The sequence below is a fragment of the Sphingobium sp. genome, assembly GCF_049304695.1.
Lineage (GTDB): Bacteria > Pseudomonadota > Alphaproteobacteria > Sphingomonadales > Sphingomonadaceae > Sphingobium.
The window spans coordinates 1-15,409 of record NZ_JBAQOK010000043.1; the positions used below are offsets into that span (position 1 = coordinate 1).

Annotated in this window: 14 protein-coding genes and 1 pseudogene; 7 read left to right on the forward strand and 8 right to left on the reverse strand. The window is 62.3% G+C overall.

Annotation, left to right across the window (positions count from 1 at the left end):
- The 3 genes from WA070_RS06195 to WA070_RS06205 form a co-directional block, all read left to right on the forward strand.
- Positions 1-1,554 (forward strand): efflux RND transporter permease subunit (locus WA070_RS06195; RefSeq protein ID WP_422633256.1); only part of this gene is annotated, 1,554 nt, incomplete at its 5' end.
- A complete protein-coding gene (locus WA070_RS06200; protein WP_086486341.1) occupies positions 1,547-2,719 on the forward strand; it encodes an efflux RND transporter periplasmic adaptor subunit in 1,173 nt (390 codons plus the stop codon). The genes WA070_RS06195 and WA070_RS06200, both read left to right, overlap by 8 nt.
- Positions 2,706-4,124 carry an efflux transporter outer membrane subunit gene (locus WA070_RS06205; RefSeq protein WP_086486340.1) on the forward strand — a complete coding sequence of 473 codons (1,419 nt, stop codon included), beginning with the start codon at positions 2,706-2,708 and terminating at the stop codon, positions 4,122-4,124. The genes WA070_RS06200 and WA070_RS06205 overlap by 14 nt, the downstream gene beginning before the upstream one ends.
- A gap of 17 nt (positions 4,125-4,141) precedes the next feature.
- On the opposite strand, the gene WA070_RS06210 is transcribed toward WA070_RS06205, so the two are convergent.
- The 6 genes from WA070_RS06210 to WA070_RS06235 form a co-directional block, all read right to left on the reverse strand.
- Complete coding sequence (locus WA070_RS06210; protein WP_254908156.1) at positions 4,142-4,765, reverse strand: class I SAM-dependent methyltransferase; 624 nt, start codon at positions 4,763-4,765, stop codon at positions 4,142-4,144.
- On the reverse strand, positions 4,758-6,107 hold the full coding sequence (locus tag WA070_RS06215; protein ID WP_086486338.1) for an MBL fold metallo-hydrolase: 1,350 nt from the start codon (positions 6,105-6,107) through the stop codon (positions 4,758-4,760). The genes WA070_RS06210 and WA070_RS06215 overlap by 8 nt, the downstream gene beginning before the upstream one ends.
- A 47-nt stretch (positions 6,108-6,154) precedes the next feature.
- On the reverse strand, positions 6,155-6,706 hold the full coding sequence (locus WA070_RS06220; RefSeq protein WP_286863887.1) for a DsrE family protein: 552 nt from the start codon (positions 6,704-6,706) through the stop codon (positions 6,155-6,157).
- A complete protein-coding gene (locus WA070_RS06225; RefSeq protein ID WP_254908154.1) occupies positions 6,690-8,798 on the reverse strand; it encodes a protein-disulfide reductase DsbD family protein in 2,109 nt (702 codons plus the stop codon). The genes WA070_RS06220 and WA070_RS06225 overlap by 17 nt, the downstream gene beginning before the upstream one ends.
- Positions 8,799-8,872: 74 nt before the next feature.
- Positions 8,873-9,553: a DsbA family protein gene (locus WA070_RS06230; RefSeq protein ID WP_086486336.1), complete on the reverse strand. Its 681-nt coding sequence runs from the start codon at positions 9,551-9,553 to the stop codon at positions 8,873-8,875.
- Position 9,554: 1 nt separating this feature from the next.
- Entirely contained in the window at positions 9,555-10,352 is a 798-nt protein-coding gene (locus WA070_RS06235; RefSeq protein ID WP_086486335.1) for a TlpA disulfide reductase family protein, read from the reverse strand.
- 85 nt (positions 10,353-10,437) lie between these two features.
- Between WA070_RS06235 and WA070_RS06240 the strand changes: the two genes are divergently transcribed.
- From WA070_RS06240 to WA070_RS06255, 4 genes and pseudogenes are all read left to right on the forward strand, one after another.
- A complete protein-coding gene (locus WA070_RS06240) occupies positions 10,438-11,091 on the forward strand; it encodes a winged helix-turn-helix domain-containing protein (RefSeq protein ID WP_086486334.1) in 654 nt (217 codons plus the stop codon).
- A complete protein-coding gene (locus WA070_RS06245; protein WP_086486333.1) occupies positions 11,088-12,428 on the forward strand; it encodes an ATP-binding protein in 1,341 nt (446 codons plus the stop codon). Before WA070_RS06240 ends, WA070_RS06245 begins: the two co-directional genes overlap by 4 nt.
- 136 nt (positions 12,429-12,564) lie before the next feature.
- Positions 12,565-13,116 carry a DsbA family protein gene (locus WA070_RS06250; RefSeq protein WP_254908189.1) on the forward strand — a complete coding sequence of 184 codons (552 nt, stop codon included), beginning with the start codon at positions 12,565-12,567 and terminating at the stop codon, positions 13,114-13,116.
- Positions 13,113-13,371, forward strand: a pseudogene (locus tag WA070_RS06255) (DUF2282 domain-containing protein). Before WA070_RS06250 ends, WA070_RS06255 begins: the two are co-directional and overlap by 4 nt.
- A 267-nt stretch (positions 13,372-13,638) precedes the next feature.
- Here the strand turns inward: WA070_RS06255 and WA070_RS06260 are convergent.
- Both WA070_RS06260 and WA070_RS06265 read right to left on the reverse strand, forming a co-directional pair.
- Entirely contained in the window at positions 13,639-14,838 is a 1,200-nt protein-coding gene (locus tag WA070_RS06260) for an IS256 family transposase (RefSeq protein WP_086486331.1), read from the reverse strand.
- A gap of 134 nt (positions 14,839-14,972) precedes the next feature.
- Positions 14,973-15,251, reverse strand: a complete 279-nt coding sequence (locus WA070_RS06265; RefSeq protein ID WP_140159643.1) for a hypothetical protein — start codon at positions 15,249-15,251, stop codon at positions 14,973-14,975.
- Between the last annotated feature and the right edge of the window lie 158 nt (positions 15,252-15,409).

A 15,409-nucleotide genomic window follows, 5' to 3' on the forward strand; every position in this document is an offset into this window, starting at 1 on the left:
GTCTTTCTAGGCGTCATGCTTCTGTCGCTGGCGCTGGTGCCGTTGCTCGGTCGGGACTTCTTCCCGGCGGTGGATTCCGGTCAGATCGCCCTGCATGTGCGGACGCCTGCGGGGACGCGGATCGAACAGAGTTCCGCCACTTTCGCGCAGGTGCAACAACATATCCGCAGCGTGATCCCCGATGCGGAAATCGAAACGATGGTCGATAATATTGGCATCTCTCTGGCGGCGCTGAACAATATTTATGCCAATTCCGGCACGGTCGGCTCCAATGAAGGCGATATCCTAATCACTTTGTCAAAGGATCACGGGGATACGAATGAATATGTACGTGCATTGCGCCACCAGTTACCGCTCAAATTCCCAGGCGTCGATTTTGCTTTTCTGCCGGCAGACATGACGAGCCAGATTCTCAATTTCGGATCGCCAGCCCCTCTCGATATCCAGATACGCGGGCGCAACATCCCGGAAAATCAGCGATACGCGCAGAAACTGTTGAAAAGCGTGCGGCAGATTCCGGGGCTGGCCGACGCGCGCATTCAGCAATCGACCCGCTATCCCCAACTGAATGTCGATGTCGACCGCGCACGCATCGCGCAATATGGCCTAAGCCAGCGGGATGTGACGGCCAGCCTTGGCACTGCACTTGCCGGTACGGCGCAAAGCTCGCCCGTATTCTACCTCAACCCGGAAAACGGCGTGTCCTATCCTGTCGTGGCGCAATTGCCGGAACGGGACGTAGGCTCCGTCGCCGATCTGGCCGCGCTGCCGGTCGCAGGCGGCGTCGATGCAGCATCGCAAACGCTTGGCGGTGTCGCGCGGATCACGCGCGCCAACACACTGTCCGTGGTCAGCAAATATGACATTCAGCCGGTCATCAACATCTATGCCACCACGCAAGGGCGTGATCTGGGTGCCGTTGCGACCGATGTGAACGCCGCCATCGTCGCGCTGGAAAAGAACCTGCCGAAAGCATCCACCGTTACCCTGCGCGGCCAATATGAAACGATGAACATAGCCTTCAACGGCCTTGCATTCGGCCTGATCGCGGCGATCGTGCTGATCTATCTGGTGATCGTGGTGAACTTCCAGAACTGGATCGATCCGCTTGTAATCATCGGCGCGTTGCCCGCCGCATTGGCAGGCATTGCGTGGATGCTTTTCCTGACCGGCACCACCTTGTCCGTGCCGGCACTGATCGGCGCGATCATGGCAATGGGCGTATCCACCGCCAATGCCATCCTTGTCGTCAGTTTCGCGCGCGAAAGGCTGGCGGAAACGGGCAACGCTGCAACGGCCGCACTGGAAGCGGGCATGGTTCGCCTGCGCCCGGTGCTGATGACCGCGCTGGTAATGATCATCGGCATGTCGCCCATGGCGCTGGCCCTGGGCGAAGGCGCGGAACAGAACGCGCCGCTGGGCCGTGCGGTGATCGGCGGTTTGGCGTTCGCCACAATCGCCACGCTGGTGCTGGTGCCCGCGCTGTTCGCGCTGGCCCACCGCAAGGGCGCCCCCAAAACCCGCACTATCGAACTGGAACCGAGCCATGTCTGATCCCACCCCATCACGGACTTCATCGCGAAAGGGCCGCCTTTATGGTGCGGCGGCAGCTGTTGGCGTAGCGCTGCTGGTGGGTGGCGGCATCGTTGCCCGCAATGCGGACCATACCGAACAAGCAGAATTCGCCCGCGCCAATGCATTGCCGACCGTCAATGTCTTGCACCCACAACCGGCGGAAGCAGGCGCCATTCGTCTGCCCGGCATGTTGGAACCAGATAACGAAGCCGCCATCCATGCTCGCGCCAGCGGCTATGTGGCGCGGCGACTGGTCGATATTGGCGATCATGTGCGTGCGGGGCAGGTTCTAGCCGTGCTGGACGCGCCGGAGGTGGAACAACAATTGGCACAGGCGCAAGCGGACCTGCGCACGGCAGAAGCCAACCGTGGACTGGCGCAAACTACGGCCGTACGTTGGGACGCGCTGCGCGCGAAGGACGCGGTATCGCAACAGGAAACCGATGAAAAGAGCGGGCGGCTAGCAGCGGCAACGGCCCTTGCCAGTTCGGCCCGTGCCAATGTCGAACGATTGCGCGCCACGCTCGGCTTCAGCCGTGTTGTGGCACCTTTTGCAGGCCGGGTGACCAGCCGCAACGCGGAAATCGGCGCCCTGGTGAATGCGGGCAACGGCGCGGCCAGCCCCCTGTTCACCATTGCAGATGACCGCCGACTGCGCCTGCGCGTCCGTGTGCCCCAGGCCTTGTCAGGACAGCTGACGCGGGGCGTGTTGGCCAGTCTGACCGTGCCGGAATATCCGGGCGAGAGTTTCGACGCCGTACTGGCACGCACAGCAGGTGCGGTGGACCGGGCCTCGGGCACGGTGCTGGCCGAGTTCGAGGTGAACAATGCAGGCCAGCGGCTTAAGCCGGGCGGCTACGCTGAAGTGGCCATCCCGATGGCGGCAGGCACCGCCGTAACGCTACCCGCCAGCGCGCTGATTGTCACACCGAAGGGAACGATGGTGGGGCTGGTCGATCGCGAAGGGCGCGTGACGATGCGCCCGGTTATGATCGGACGGGACGATGGCGCCAGCGTGCAGATCGCTTCCGGCCTGACGCCGCAGGCCCGCGTGATCGCCACTCCTCCAGAAGCGCTGGCACAAGGCGATCGGGTTCGCATCGTCCGCAACAGGGGGAAAGGTACTGCCAATGCGCAGAATTAAATTCGCCGCGCCCGCCCTGCTGTTGATGGCGGGCTGTTCCATGGCGCCGCCACTCAATATTCCGGCCACGCCGGTGGCGGAAAGTTACAAATATGGCGCACGGTGGCAGGATGCCGCGCCGGCGGACCGGCAGCCGCGAGGGCAATGGTGGCGTGATTTCGACGACCCTGTACTGGACGACCTGATCGCGCGGGCGGACGAGGGCAGCCCAAGCCTTGCCGCAGCAGTAGCCCGGCTTGACCGCGCGCGGGCGGAGGCGCGCCTTGCGGGGTCGGATCTTGTCCCCACGCTGGATGCCCGCACGGCCATTTCGCGCGAACGGCTTTCCGCTGGACGGCCCATCGGTCCCGGCGTTCCGATAACGGCGGACCAGTATATTCTGGGCGGTGCGCTGAACTATGAAATCGATCTTTGGGGCCGGGTGCGCGACAGCGTAAGGGCTAGCGAAGCGGACGCGGGAGTCGAAGCGGCCAGTCTCGCCTCCGTCCGCCTCAGCCTTCATGGCGCGCTGGCGGATGCCTATTTCCAGTTGCGTGGACTTGACCGGGAAGGTGCCCTGCTGCGCCGCACAGTGGACGCTTACGAAGCGTCAGACGCACTGATCCGCATCCGCCATGAAGGCGGCATCGCATCGGGCGTGGATCGCAGCCGATCGCAGACGCAACTGGCCAATGCTCAGGCGCTGTTCCGGCAGATCGCCGCGCGCCGGGCAACGCTGGAAAACCGCATCGCAACACTGATTGGCATGATGCCCGGGCAATTTGCCATTGCCCCCACCGATAGCATTGGAGCTTTGCCCGCCATTGCGCCGGGCCTGCCATCCACCCTGCTCGAACGGCGACCTGACATTGCCGGAGCACAGCGGCGACTGATCGCTGCCAATGCCCGCATCGGCGTGGCGAAGGCGGCCCGGTTCCCTCGCATCGATCTGGCATTGGCGGGTGGTTTTCAGGCCAGTGGTGCGCCCCTTGTCAGCGCCCCAACCGGATATTGGGCGCTGGGACCATTGTCGGCGGTGCTCAACCTGTTTGATGGCGGGCGGCAGCGGGCTCGGGTTGCCGTCAGCGAGGCGGAATACAACATCCTCGTCGCCAATTACCGCGAAACAGTGCTGAACTCCTTCCAAGAGGTAGAGGATTCGCTGGCCAGCAACGCGGCGCTGGCGGCCGAGGAAGCCGACCGGCGGCGGGCCGCGCAGGCCGCTGCGCGCGGGGAAGAACTGGCGTTGGACCGTTATCGCGATGGCGCGGCGGACTATCTGGAAGTCGTTACCGCACAAACTGCCGCCCTGGCTGCGCAACAGGCCTTCATCACTGTGCAGACAGCGCGGCAACGGGCTGCGATCACCCTTGTTCGCGCTCTTGGCGGCGGGACGCAGGACAGGATCGAACCGGCCGGTGGCTGATACGGATCCGGCTGAGGCTAGCCGGGCTGCAGCGCAACGAGATCGATCAGTGCGGACATCCCGCCATGGCCGTTGCCTTCGCGAATATCCGCATCGTAGCTCTGCAGGGAAACAATATCCCACCCGGCAAAGGCTTCGCGCAGCATGCTTTGGGTATAGAGGTTGTCTTCCACTTTCGGCCCGCCGGTGCCATATTCCAGCTGTTCCGGGCGATAGCCTTCCAGCAGCAGAATGCCGCCGGGCCGCAAAGTTCTGGCAAAGCCGGCGAACATCTTGGCCCGCAATATGGGATCGGCAAATTGCACGAAGATCGCGACGACCGCGTCAAATGCAGCCTCCGGCCAGTCGTAGGCGGCCAGATCGACCTGCTCCAGCGTCAAGGAAACGCCACGCTGTTGCGCCAGCCTGCGCGCCTTCGCGATTCCGGCGGCGGATATGTCGGTTGCGGTAACGTCCAGCCCCTGTTGGGCCAGATAGACCCCATTGCGCCCTTCCCCATCGGCCACCGCCAGCACCCGCCCGCCTTGCGGCAAACGGCCCGCTTCACGGCGCACAAATGCATTGGGCTCGGTTCCAAAGACATAGTCTTCCGAAGCGAAGCGACTGTCCCAGAATGCGGCTGAATCCATACGATCAGTCATGCGCTGCCTTCCATGCTCCCATCGAACCAAGATAGATGTCGAGCTTTTCAAAACCGCGGCTGGCCAGCCACCCTGCGGCGACCGTCGCGCGCATGCCGCTGGCGCACATCAGGGTGTAATGCCGCTTCTTGTCCAGTTCCTGCCAACGGTCGTTAAGCTGGCCGACATAGATATGGTGCGATCCGTCGATGGCAGATTTGGCCCGTTCGTCTGCATCGCGCACATCCAGCAACGTCCACCCTTCAGCACCACCTAAACGGTTTTCGACTTCGTCCGTGTCGATCATGGGTGTCTGCTGCACAGCTACGCCTTTCGCGGCAGCGGGCACCATGCCGACATAGCCACCCACCACATTATCCAGCGCGATCCGGACCAGATGTTCCAGGGCGGCGGCCAGTTGATCTTGATCTGAAGCGATCAGGGCGACGCTGTCCCCTTCGCGGATGAACCAGCCAGCAAAGGCGGAAATCATATCCACCGGCAGGCTCATTGCGCCGGGCAGATGGCCCGAGGCATAGGCCATGGGCTCGCGGATATCGACTAGGTGATCCACTTTGCGGTCCCTTAACTGCGCGAGCGAAAGGCGGCGGGGGCGCATCACAGCCGGCGGCGCACTGCCCCCGTCCACATTCAGCCGCTCCATCAGCCGGAAATAGGGCGGTTGATAGTGGTTCTCGTTCACTTTCAATCGAATGAATTCCTCGCGATCCGTGATCTGGAGGCGCGGATTGTTCAATCGCTCATGCCCGATGGTGGAGAACTCGCGATCGGCCATGCCTGATCCGCAGACCGAGCCGGCACCGTGAGCCGGGTAGATGATGGTCTGATCGCCGAGCGCCAGCAGCTTGCGGAGGGAATCGAACAGCAGCCCGGCCACTTCCTCGCGCCGGTCGGGATAAAAATCGGTGCGGCCGACATCGCCAACGAACATGGCGTCGCCAGTGAACACGCCCACCGCCTTGTCCGGATAGGCGGTATCAAACAGCGCGTAAGCCAGATGGTCATCAGTATGGCCGGGTGTTTCCATGGCCCGGATTTCCAGTTGGCCGATGGCATAACAATCACCGTCCCGCGCCGTCGTCGCATAAACTATGGGCCGCTCCGGGTTCGGCCCATGCAGCACCTTTGCACCCGTCATGCCGGCGAGCACTGGCGCGCCAGATACAAGGTCTTCGTTACGATGAGTCTCGAGGATATACGTGATCTCAAGCCCTGCTGCACGTGCCTTCTCCAGGTAGATGGCGCAGTCGCGGCGTGGGTCGATCACGGCTGCCTGCCCGCCCGACCCCACCAGATAGGACAGGTGGGAAAGGCCCGGCGTCTTGATCTTTTCCAGCAGCATAGTTCTTTCCTTCTGGTATGGGTTTCGCGCCGCGACGACTGCTATTGTCAATCCGTAACGAGGGGCCAGCCCTGGCGTTGCAGGAGGACCAGCGTCGTCATCGCGGACAGATCGAGAGTGACCGCCGGATCGATGTCCTCCCGCGCAATGCCCTGTCCAGCGGTGGCCTGGCCACAGACATGGATTTCAACGCCAGCCCGCTTGAGTGCGGCAATCAGCGGCGTGTTTGGGTTGGCGGAGTTGAACCGCTTTTGATAGGCTTCGTCACGCAGAATCAACGGTGTGGCTGGCCCGTGGATGATGACCTTGATATCGCCCGGTTTGGTGGACACGCCGCTCGATGCGAGCAGATTGAGATAGCGCGCGACCCTGTCGAGACTACGGTTGACCCCGTTTTGCCCACGTGCCTCGCCGGTGATTTCGAACAGCGCACGCATATCATCCGTCGCGGCGGGACGGTTGGCAACCTGCGCCATGGGCGCAATCGCGCCATAGTCCGCGACCGCAGGATGCCTCGCAACTTGAGCGGATGCGGGCATGCAAACAACCAATGTGGCGGCGCCCCCCAGAATGAGTAATTTGTTATAAATGCTCATCATCTGTCTTTCCTTCCGACTCATTAGCTAGCCTGATCAGCATCTCGCTGCTTAGCATCTGCGGCAGCTCCCGAACCGGACTTTTCGACGGCGCGTAGAGATAGTAAGGGATCGAATTGCGGCCGCGGCTGGCGAGGAAGCGCGTGATCTCTGGATCGCCCCGCGTCCAGTCGGCAACGAGCATCGTCACACCCGCCTTCGCGAATGCCGCTTGCGTGTCCGCCCGGTCGATCGCCACTCGCTTGTTGACTTGGCAGACGAGGCACCAGTCTGCTGTGAAATCGACGAAGACCGGTACGCCCTGCGCGCGCAACTCAGCAAAGCGCGCTTCACTGAACATTTGTACTCCGGTATCTGCGGGAGCGGTCGCGGCGGCCGGGCGCGGCAGCTCTACCGCGATCGCGACCAGAAGCGCCGCCATCACCGGTGCCAGTCCGACCAGGGCGGAGCGCCCCCCGCTTTGTCGCAAGCCCACCCACCATAATCCCATCGCGGCCAGCGCGGCGATCAGCAGGCCCATCGCAAGCCCGTCCACGCCGCTTTGCCGCCCCAGGACCCAGGCCAGCCCGATCGCGGTCAGCAGCATCGGAATCGCAAGAATGCGGCGGAAGGTTGCCATCCACGCGCCAGGTTTCGGCAGCCAGCGTTGAAGTCGGGGCACGAAGGCGATCAGCAGGAATGGGAGCGCCATACCAAGGCCTAGGCCTGCAAAAACCGCCAGCGCAGCTGGCACCGGCAGAACCAGTGCCGCGCCCAGCGCGACGCCCATGAAGGGGCCACTACAAGGAGTCGCGATCAGCGCAGCAAGCGCACCGGTGCCAAACGCGCCGAGGCCGCCTTTCTTCGTCATCCAATTGCCGGACAAAGTGGGGCCACTCACTTCGAACAGACCAGCCAAATTGAGCGCGATTGCCAGCGACAAGAGCATCAGCAGCAGAATCATCCGGGGATCCTGAAGCTGGAAAGACCAGCCAATGTCATGGCCCATCGCGCGGGCGCCGACCAATATTGCGCCCAGCGCCGTGGTCGTCGCTACGCTCCCGGCAAAATAGGCAAGCCCTTCCACTTTCGCGGTGTGCCGGTCAGCGCCCGATCGAGCGAGGCTCAGCGCCTTGAGCGACAGGATCGGGAACACGCACGGCATCAGGTTGAGCAGCAGCCCGCCAAGGATCGCACCGGTAAGTGCAATTCTGAACGCGCGCGTGTCGGTTGGCGCGGCACGCTTAGAGCCCTGCGCCGGAGTGGGCTTGTCGGCAACGTCGGGGAGAACGGCGGCTGTGGAGGCTGGCGCCGACTGTGCAGGGGCTTCGGCCCTCGGATTTTCACGGGCACCCGAAGCCATCAACGCGAAACTGCGCTTACTATCCGCAAACACGCCGCGAAAATCTGAAGGCGTGGGCGCAGCATTGTCCGATGCGGCGACAGTCACGCGCCATCCACCTTCCCGGCGTACGACGGTCTGCGGCGCCGATGCCGCGAACCAGCCATCTTGAGCGGGAAACAGGCGCACCGACGATGCATCCAGCCTGGCTTCGCCATCAATGTCGAAGCGCCAGTCTCCACTCTGACGCCAGACCACCAGTTTAAGCCTGCCTTCCACAGGCAGTGCCGCCTTGGCGGCTCGGAAAGCCGGCGCCGCAGCTGCATTGGTTGTTCCATCACCCGCCGTTAGCAGCAGATCGAGCGTGGCGCGTTCGGGGACACACAGCGTGTCCGAACAGGCAAGCCATGAGAGGTTAACGCGCAGCGGGATGGCAGTGCCCGGAGCAACATCGTCGTTCAGGTTCAAATCTGTAAGGAGCGTGAATGCACCTTTGTGAACATAGCTTGCCAACCCCGCGAGCTCGAGCAGGGTTGGTGCGGGATGGCGCAGGTCACCCATGGTTACGCCGTCCGGCACGGTCCAGTTCGCCTCTACCGAGAGCCCGCTGTCGCCCGGATTGACCCAATAGCCATGCCAGCCAGTGCGTGGCACCATGCGGATAGCGATGCGCGTTGTCGTGCCGGGCTTTGGGGAACTGGATTCGGCCAGCACCGACGCATTGATATTTGCCGTGCCCTGAGCGGCGATCGGTCCAGCGATGAAACCAAGCAAAGCGGCTGCGAAGAGTGCGAAAAACCTTATCGCAAGACGCGGTAGTCGATCAATCATCGTCCTGGCCGGCGTTTTCATTGTGATGCAGTTCCGTTCGGATCGCGTCGCGCAAGCGCCACTGCCTCACGCACCCCGCGCAGATCCATGCCGCCGGGGATGAGATAGGGGCCGATCAGCATACCGGGCGTGCCTTGAAGGCCCAGCATTGCTGCGTATCGGCTATTGCGATCCAGCACAGCATCGATCTCAGCCTTGTGCGCGGTGAGGTCAGCCTGCAGTTTCGCCCAATCCACCCCCGCCTTGCCTGCTGCGGCGCGAATATTGTCCGATGTCAGCTTGCCTGTCATAGTCATCAGCGCATCGTTGAACGCGGCATGCTTGCCTTGCCATTTGGAGGCGATGGCTGCCCGCGCGGCTTCGGTGGACGCAGCGCCGAAGACCGGCCAGTCACGAAAGACCAGTTTCACCTTGGGGTCTTCGTTCACCAGTGCTTCGAGCGACGGGTGGAGCTTGCGGCAAAAGGGACATTGATAGTCGGAGAAAACCACGACAGTGACATCGTGCCCCTGCGGCGCGATGGCCGGGGCAACAGGATCATTCTGGATTTGCGAGCGGATGCGCAGCGCGTCTGCGCTGGAGGTGTCACTCGACGCCTGACGAGCTTGCGCCGGGTCGGCATCACCGCTCCAAAGCGCCACGCCGCCGGCCAGAAGTGCGGCCATGCCGATGCCAGCGGCGATTGTCAGTGTCTTCATCTCATTGGGTCCTTTGCAGATCACGCATCCCTGCGGTCAGCGCCGCCCGGGATATCTCGCCAGCATGGAGACCGGCAATTTCGCCCGCCTTGTTGACGAACAGGGTGGTTGGAAGCGCCACCGAAGCGACAGCCTTGCCCAAGACGCCGCCCGGATCATTCACGATTGCCCGGTTGGCCAGGCCCTGCTTGGCAAGAAACGCACGGATGGTCGCAGCGTCCTCACCTTGATTGACGAGCAGAACCGGAACTTTGGAGCTTTGCGCCACGTCGATCAGCATCGGCATTTCGCGACGGCACGGCGGACACCATGTGGCCCACAGATTGATAACCATAGGTCGCCCCGGAATGCCCAGCTCGACCGGTTTGCCATCGAGGTCCGTCAGCATCAGGCGCGGCATCGGTCGTACATCCGGTGCAATCAAGGTGGCCGCACCGAGATGAAGTACAAAAAGACCTGCGACCGTGGCGGTCAGGGCAAGACCTGCAGGTTTGCGCCCCAGCATAACCAAGATGATGATCAACGCCGCCGCAGCGCCTGCCCAGACCGAGAACCCGCCCTGCCAGATTGCAAGCATGGTCCAGGGTTCGGCGACAAAGGCATCAAGATTGGCAAGAATAAAGCCGATGCGCGCTGCAACCAGTCCGGCGAGCAAGGACAACCATCCAGCACGCATTGCCCTACTATCCAGCCGCGCGGCAATCACACCCGCGATCGCCAGAAACGCCCAGATCGCTGCAACAGCGATCAAACGGTCTGTAGCCATAGCAAGTGGGCCGATCTGTATGACGCCATCCATTGTGGTTCTCCTTGCCGCCCTTTCTTAAGGCAGGCTTAGCATCCAGCTTAAGGCGGCGGTAAGGTGGGCAGGGAAAGGAGCAGAAATGCGGATTCTGCTTGTCGAAGATGATGATATTCTGCGCGACGGGATCGTGGTGGGGCTCGGCCTTGAGGGGTTCGAGGTCGATGCCGTCGCCTGTCTTGCCGACGCGCGCGCCGCGATAGGAGATCATGCTGGCGTCGTGCTCGATATCGGCCTGCCAGATGGCTCCGGTCTCGACCTGCTAGCGGAATGGCGACGGGCCGGCGTCGAGACTCCGGTACTGCTGCTGACTGCGCGTGACATGGTCACGGACCGGGTCGAGGGCCTTGATCGCGGTGCCGACGATTATCTGGGCAAACCCTTCGATCTTACTGAATTGTCAGCCCGCCTGCGCGCGATTATGCGTCGAGCCAGTGGGCGGGCAAGCGGCGATCTGGAACTGGGCGCGCTGATAATCAGCGAAGCGCGTAGATCAGTGGCCTTGGATGGCAAGGAAATCGCCGTCTCTCGCCGGGAGTTTGCGATCCTGCATGCTTTGGCCGAGCGCCCAGGGCACGTCCTGTCGCGCAGTCAGCTGGAAGATCGCATCTACGGCTGGCAGGAGGAAATCGAAAGCAACGCGGTGGAGGTACACATCCACAAGCTCCGTGCGAAACTCGGCCGGACCCGCATCGAAACGGTGCGTGGTGAGGGTTACCGGATTACACGATCATGACTGCGTTACGGATCCGTCTGTTCATTCTCGTCGCTGGCGTGACCATGCTGGTCTGGGCGGGTGCAGCAGGCTGGACGAGTTTTTCAACCAGGGCTGAAGTGGAGCGGGTGCTTGATGGTCGGCTGGTAGAGGCAGCGCGCATGGTCGCTGCGCTCGACGTTCCCGCCAGCGGGCCGGCGCAGCGACTGGCACCGGCGCCTTACTCCCGACAGCTGTCCTGCCAGATCTGGTCGTTGGACGGCGCTTTGGTCGGCCAGTCAGCCGGAGCGCCCGATGCGCCGTTGGCCGGCGGCGCACCCGGCTTTTCCAGTCGCCAGATCGGGGATGAACATTGGCGCGTCTACACACATGTCGACGCAGCGCGTGGCATCAGGGTGATGGTCGGCGACAGCCTGGCGGTCCGCCAGCATCTGGTCAACGATCTGATGCTGGGCTTGCTGTTGCCCGCAGCGGTTGGGCTGGTTGCGCTCGCACTGCTACTTTGGTTTGGCGTCCGGAGCGGTCTTTCACCACTCGCTCGTATTGCCCGCGCAATCGAGCTGCGTTCGCCACAGGCCCTTGAGCCGCTCGCCGTTGACCCCGTGCCCGAAGAACTGAGGCCTCTAGTGCAGGCAATGGACGATCTGCTCGCCAGACTTGAGGGGGCCAGACGGGCGGAGCGCGACTTCGTGGCCAATGCCGCGCACGAGCTCCAGACCCCGCTGGCTGGACTCAAAACCCAGGCGGAAGTGGCCCGTCGCGCCACTGACTCGGCTATGCGCGACCATGCCCTGGAGCGGATTGCTATCTCGGTGGATCGCACCAGTCGACTGGTGCGCCAGCTGCTGGAGCTCGCCCGGCAGGAGGGGCGAGAGGCTGAACCGGCCAACCGCTTCTCCCGCGTGAGTGACGTGGTGAGCGGCGTCGCCAGCGACTATGCGCATCTCGCCGCGACGAGCGATCGGCCAATCGTCACCGCCTGTACGCTGCGCGATGTCGAACTTGCCATTGATTCCGAAGCCCTGCGCCTGGCGCTCGGCAATCTGGTAGAGAACGCTCTGCAGCATGGGAGCACCGGCCCGGTGCGGATCGAGTGCGCCGCAAACGAGGGATTCGAGCTGCGTGTCGTCGATGGTGGCGCGGGCATCGCGGCGGAAGAGGTTGAGCGCGTGCGCCGCCGGTTCGAACGCGGTCCTCGCGCCATGTCGGGCGGCACCGGGCTTGGCCTTTCGATTGTCGAGGCAGCAATCGCTCCCGCCCAAGGCGTTCTTCAATTTCGTTCGAATGATGCCGGCTTTGCCGCCGTGCTGCGCTTTCCATCATATCGTGTCCGGAAATCGAGCAATGGTGCCAACTGACGTTCCCCCCGATCAAGCCGATGTAGCCCCGCGCAAGGCATTCAGCCGCCGCGACTTTGCCGTGTTAACCGGACTTGCCGGAGTGGGGTGGCTCGGAAGCTGGGTACTTCGCGAAAGCGCGCCTTTGGCTCAGGACATGTCTTCAAATGGCAGAGCGCAAACCGCCGCAGACCAACGGACGAGTCGCTCGGCCGGGAACCCGGATGGGTCAGTGACCATCGTTGCGTTCAATGATTTCCTCTGTCCGATCTGCAAGGTGACCGCGCACGTTCTTGCAGCCGCTGTGAAGCATGACGGTGACGTGCGAATAGAGTATCGCGACCTCGCATTCTTTGGGCCAATGGCAGAGCGCGCCGCCCTGGTCGGCCTCGCGATGGACCGACAGAGTCTTTATCCCGCCTATCACGACCGTACGATGGCAATGCACATACCGCTGAACGAGACAGTGCTGCGCGATATTGGATACGATATAGGCGCGGATTGGGAACAGGCCACAAAGGATCTGAAAGACCGGCGCCAAGCATTTCTAAGCCGTTTGCATCAGGACGCCAATCTTGCCTTCGGTCTCGGTATCCGCGGCACACCTGCGTTCCTCGTCGAAAGCCTCCTCGCCATTGGCCGTAAGACTGAAGATGAATTCCTGGGTATATTTGCCAAGGCTCGGGACTTGGCTCGCGTCGCTAAATGACTAAGCCCGGCCAAGAGCCAACGGCCGAAGTAAGGAGCCAAGGCACTGAAATCGCCGCGCGCGAAGAATGCTTTGGCGTCGCGCTCAAGGGCCAGAACGACTGCATGGCTGGTCCCGGAACCACGCGCCGGCACATCGACCACTGATTATCAGGGCAACGCCTGGAAATATGTCGATACTGGAAGCTGCGAGGCCTCTGGTGGGTCGTTGGTCGAGCGCTCCGAAAATCCACCTCCCGCCGCCCAGAAGGGCTGAAGCCGTAGGATCGCACGGATGCTGGCTGACATGAAACTCCGGGCAAACTTGCCCCACTTGCCGCGAATCCGCTCGAGGCCCGACCGAGCCGAACTCGATGCACGCATGGCGCGGATGGGCGGTGCCACAGCCGATCCTCATCGCGGGGCACGAAAGCTACACCAGTCTGGCGAGAATTTGGGGGATTTCGGAGGCTGAGATCGTGCCCCACAACGTGGTGTAGGTTCGCTGGGATAGCCACAGCGACCTCCGGCTAAGCCGGATTGATCATGCTGCCATGGCAGGCAACGTGATGATGGGATTATCGCTTAAACCTGAGACGCTCTCAAGTGTCATGTAGCGGCAGCGTTGGACGGCCCATTCGTCGTTCTGTTCCAGAAGGATAGCGCCGACGAGACGGGTGATGGCTTCTTCGTTGGGGAAGATGCCGACGACATCAGTGCGCCGCTTGATCTCGCCATTGAGCCGCTCGATCGGATTGTTGCTGTGCAACTTGGTACGGTGCTGGGCGGGGAACGTCATATAGGCCAGCACATCTTCCTCGGCATTGTCCATGAGAGCAGCCAGCTTGGGTACGGTGGGACGTAGTTGATCGGCGACACTGCGCCACTGGGCCTTTGCGGCTTCGGGCGTTTCCTGTGCGAAGGCGGTGGCGATGAATGCTGACACGACCCGGCGTCCGCTCTTGCCGGCATGGGCCAGCGCATTGCGCATAAAATGAACCCGGCATCGCTGCCAGGTGCCGCTGAACACTTTGGCGACGGAAGCTTTTATGCCTTCGTGGGAATCGGAGATCACCAGCTTCACGCCGCGCAGACCCCGACGGGCAAGACTGCGTAGAAATTCGGTCCAGAAGACCTCAGCTTCGGAATGACCGATAGTCATGCCGAGCACTTCGCGCCGGCCATCGCTGTTAACGCCGACGGCAATGATGACCGCGACAGAGACAATGCGACCGGCTCGCCGCACTTTGATGTAGGTCGCGTCCATCCAGAGATAGGGCCAGTCGCCTTCGATCGGACGATCGAGAAAGGCCTTCACCCGCTCGTCGATCTCCACGCACAGTCGGCTGACCTGGCTCTTTGAGATCCCACTCATGCCCATGGCTTTGACCAGATCGTCCACAGAGCGGGTCGAGATCCCCTGGATATAAGCTTCCTGGATGACGGCCGTCAGTGCCTTCTCTGCCATACGGCGGGGCTCCAGAAACCCTGGAAAATATGTTCCCTTACGCAGCTTGGGGATCCGCAGCTCGACCGTGCCTGCCCGCGTCTCCCAGTCCCGATCCCGATAGCCGTTGCGCTGCGCGAGGCGCTCGGGATCCTTGTCGCCATAGGCCGCGCCCGTAAGGTCGCCCACTTCCAGCTCCATCAGCCGCTGCGCGGCAAAGCCGATCATATCGCGTAGAAAATCGCCGTCGGCTGTCTTCCCAACCAGGGCGTGCAGGTCCATCTTGTCATTGGTCATCGGTGGTCTCCGTAAGTTGAGTCTCGCAACCCAAACTTATCCGAAGTTCGCCGGTGACCACCCGCGAAACTGACCGGCCGCTACAGCGCTTGTTCGATGAGCGCGCGTCCGGTCAGCTTCGCTACCCTCAAAACCTACACCACGCGCCGGGACACGACCGCCAAAAAATCGCAGCTTGGGGCCGACTGGGCCATGTCGGAAAATAGCGATTCCTGGTTGTCGTCTTCGGCGCGACACGGGATTGGGCGCGCCAGTTTGGCCTTGATCCACTCGTCTTCGAGGTCGCTGGAGCGGATTTGATAGGGCGCGTAGCGCATGACCTGCTCGGCGGCGATATGCCATTCCTGAGGAAGCGTTGGATCTTGACTTGCGGGACTCCGAGTTTGGCGGCCGCGTCCGACATCGTGAGCCATTCGCCGTTCTTGTCAGAAGACCGGTAACCGCTGATCTTGCGCACCACATGGCTCACTGGCGTGTTCAGTCTGCCCAATTTAATTGTTAAGGCAATGATTGCATATTGAACGTAATCGGATGATGGACTAGGTAGCCGCGCATGCCCCGCGACCGATCC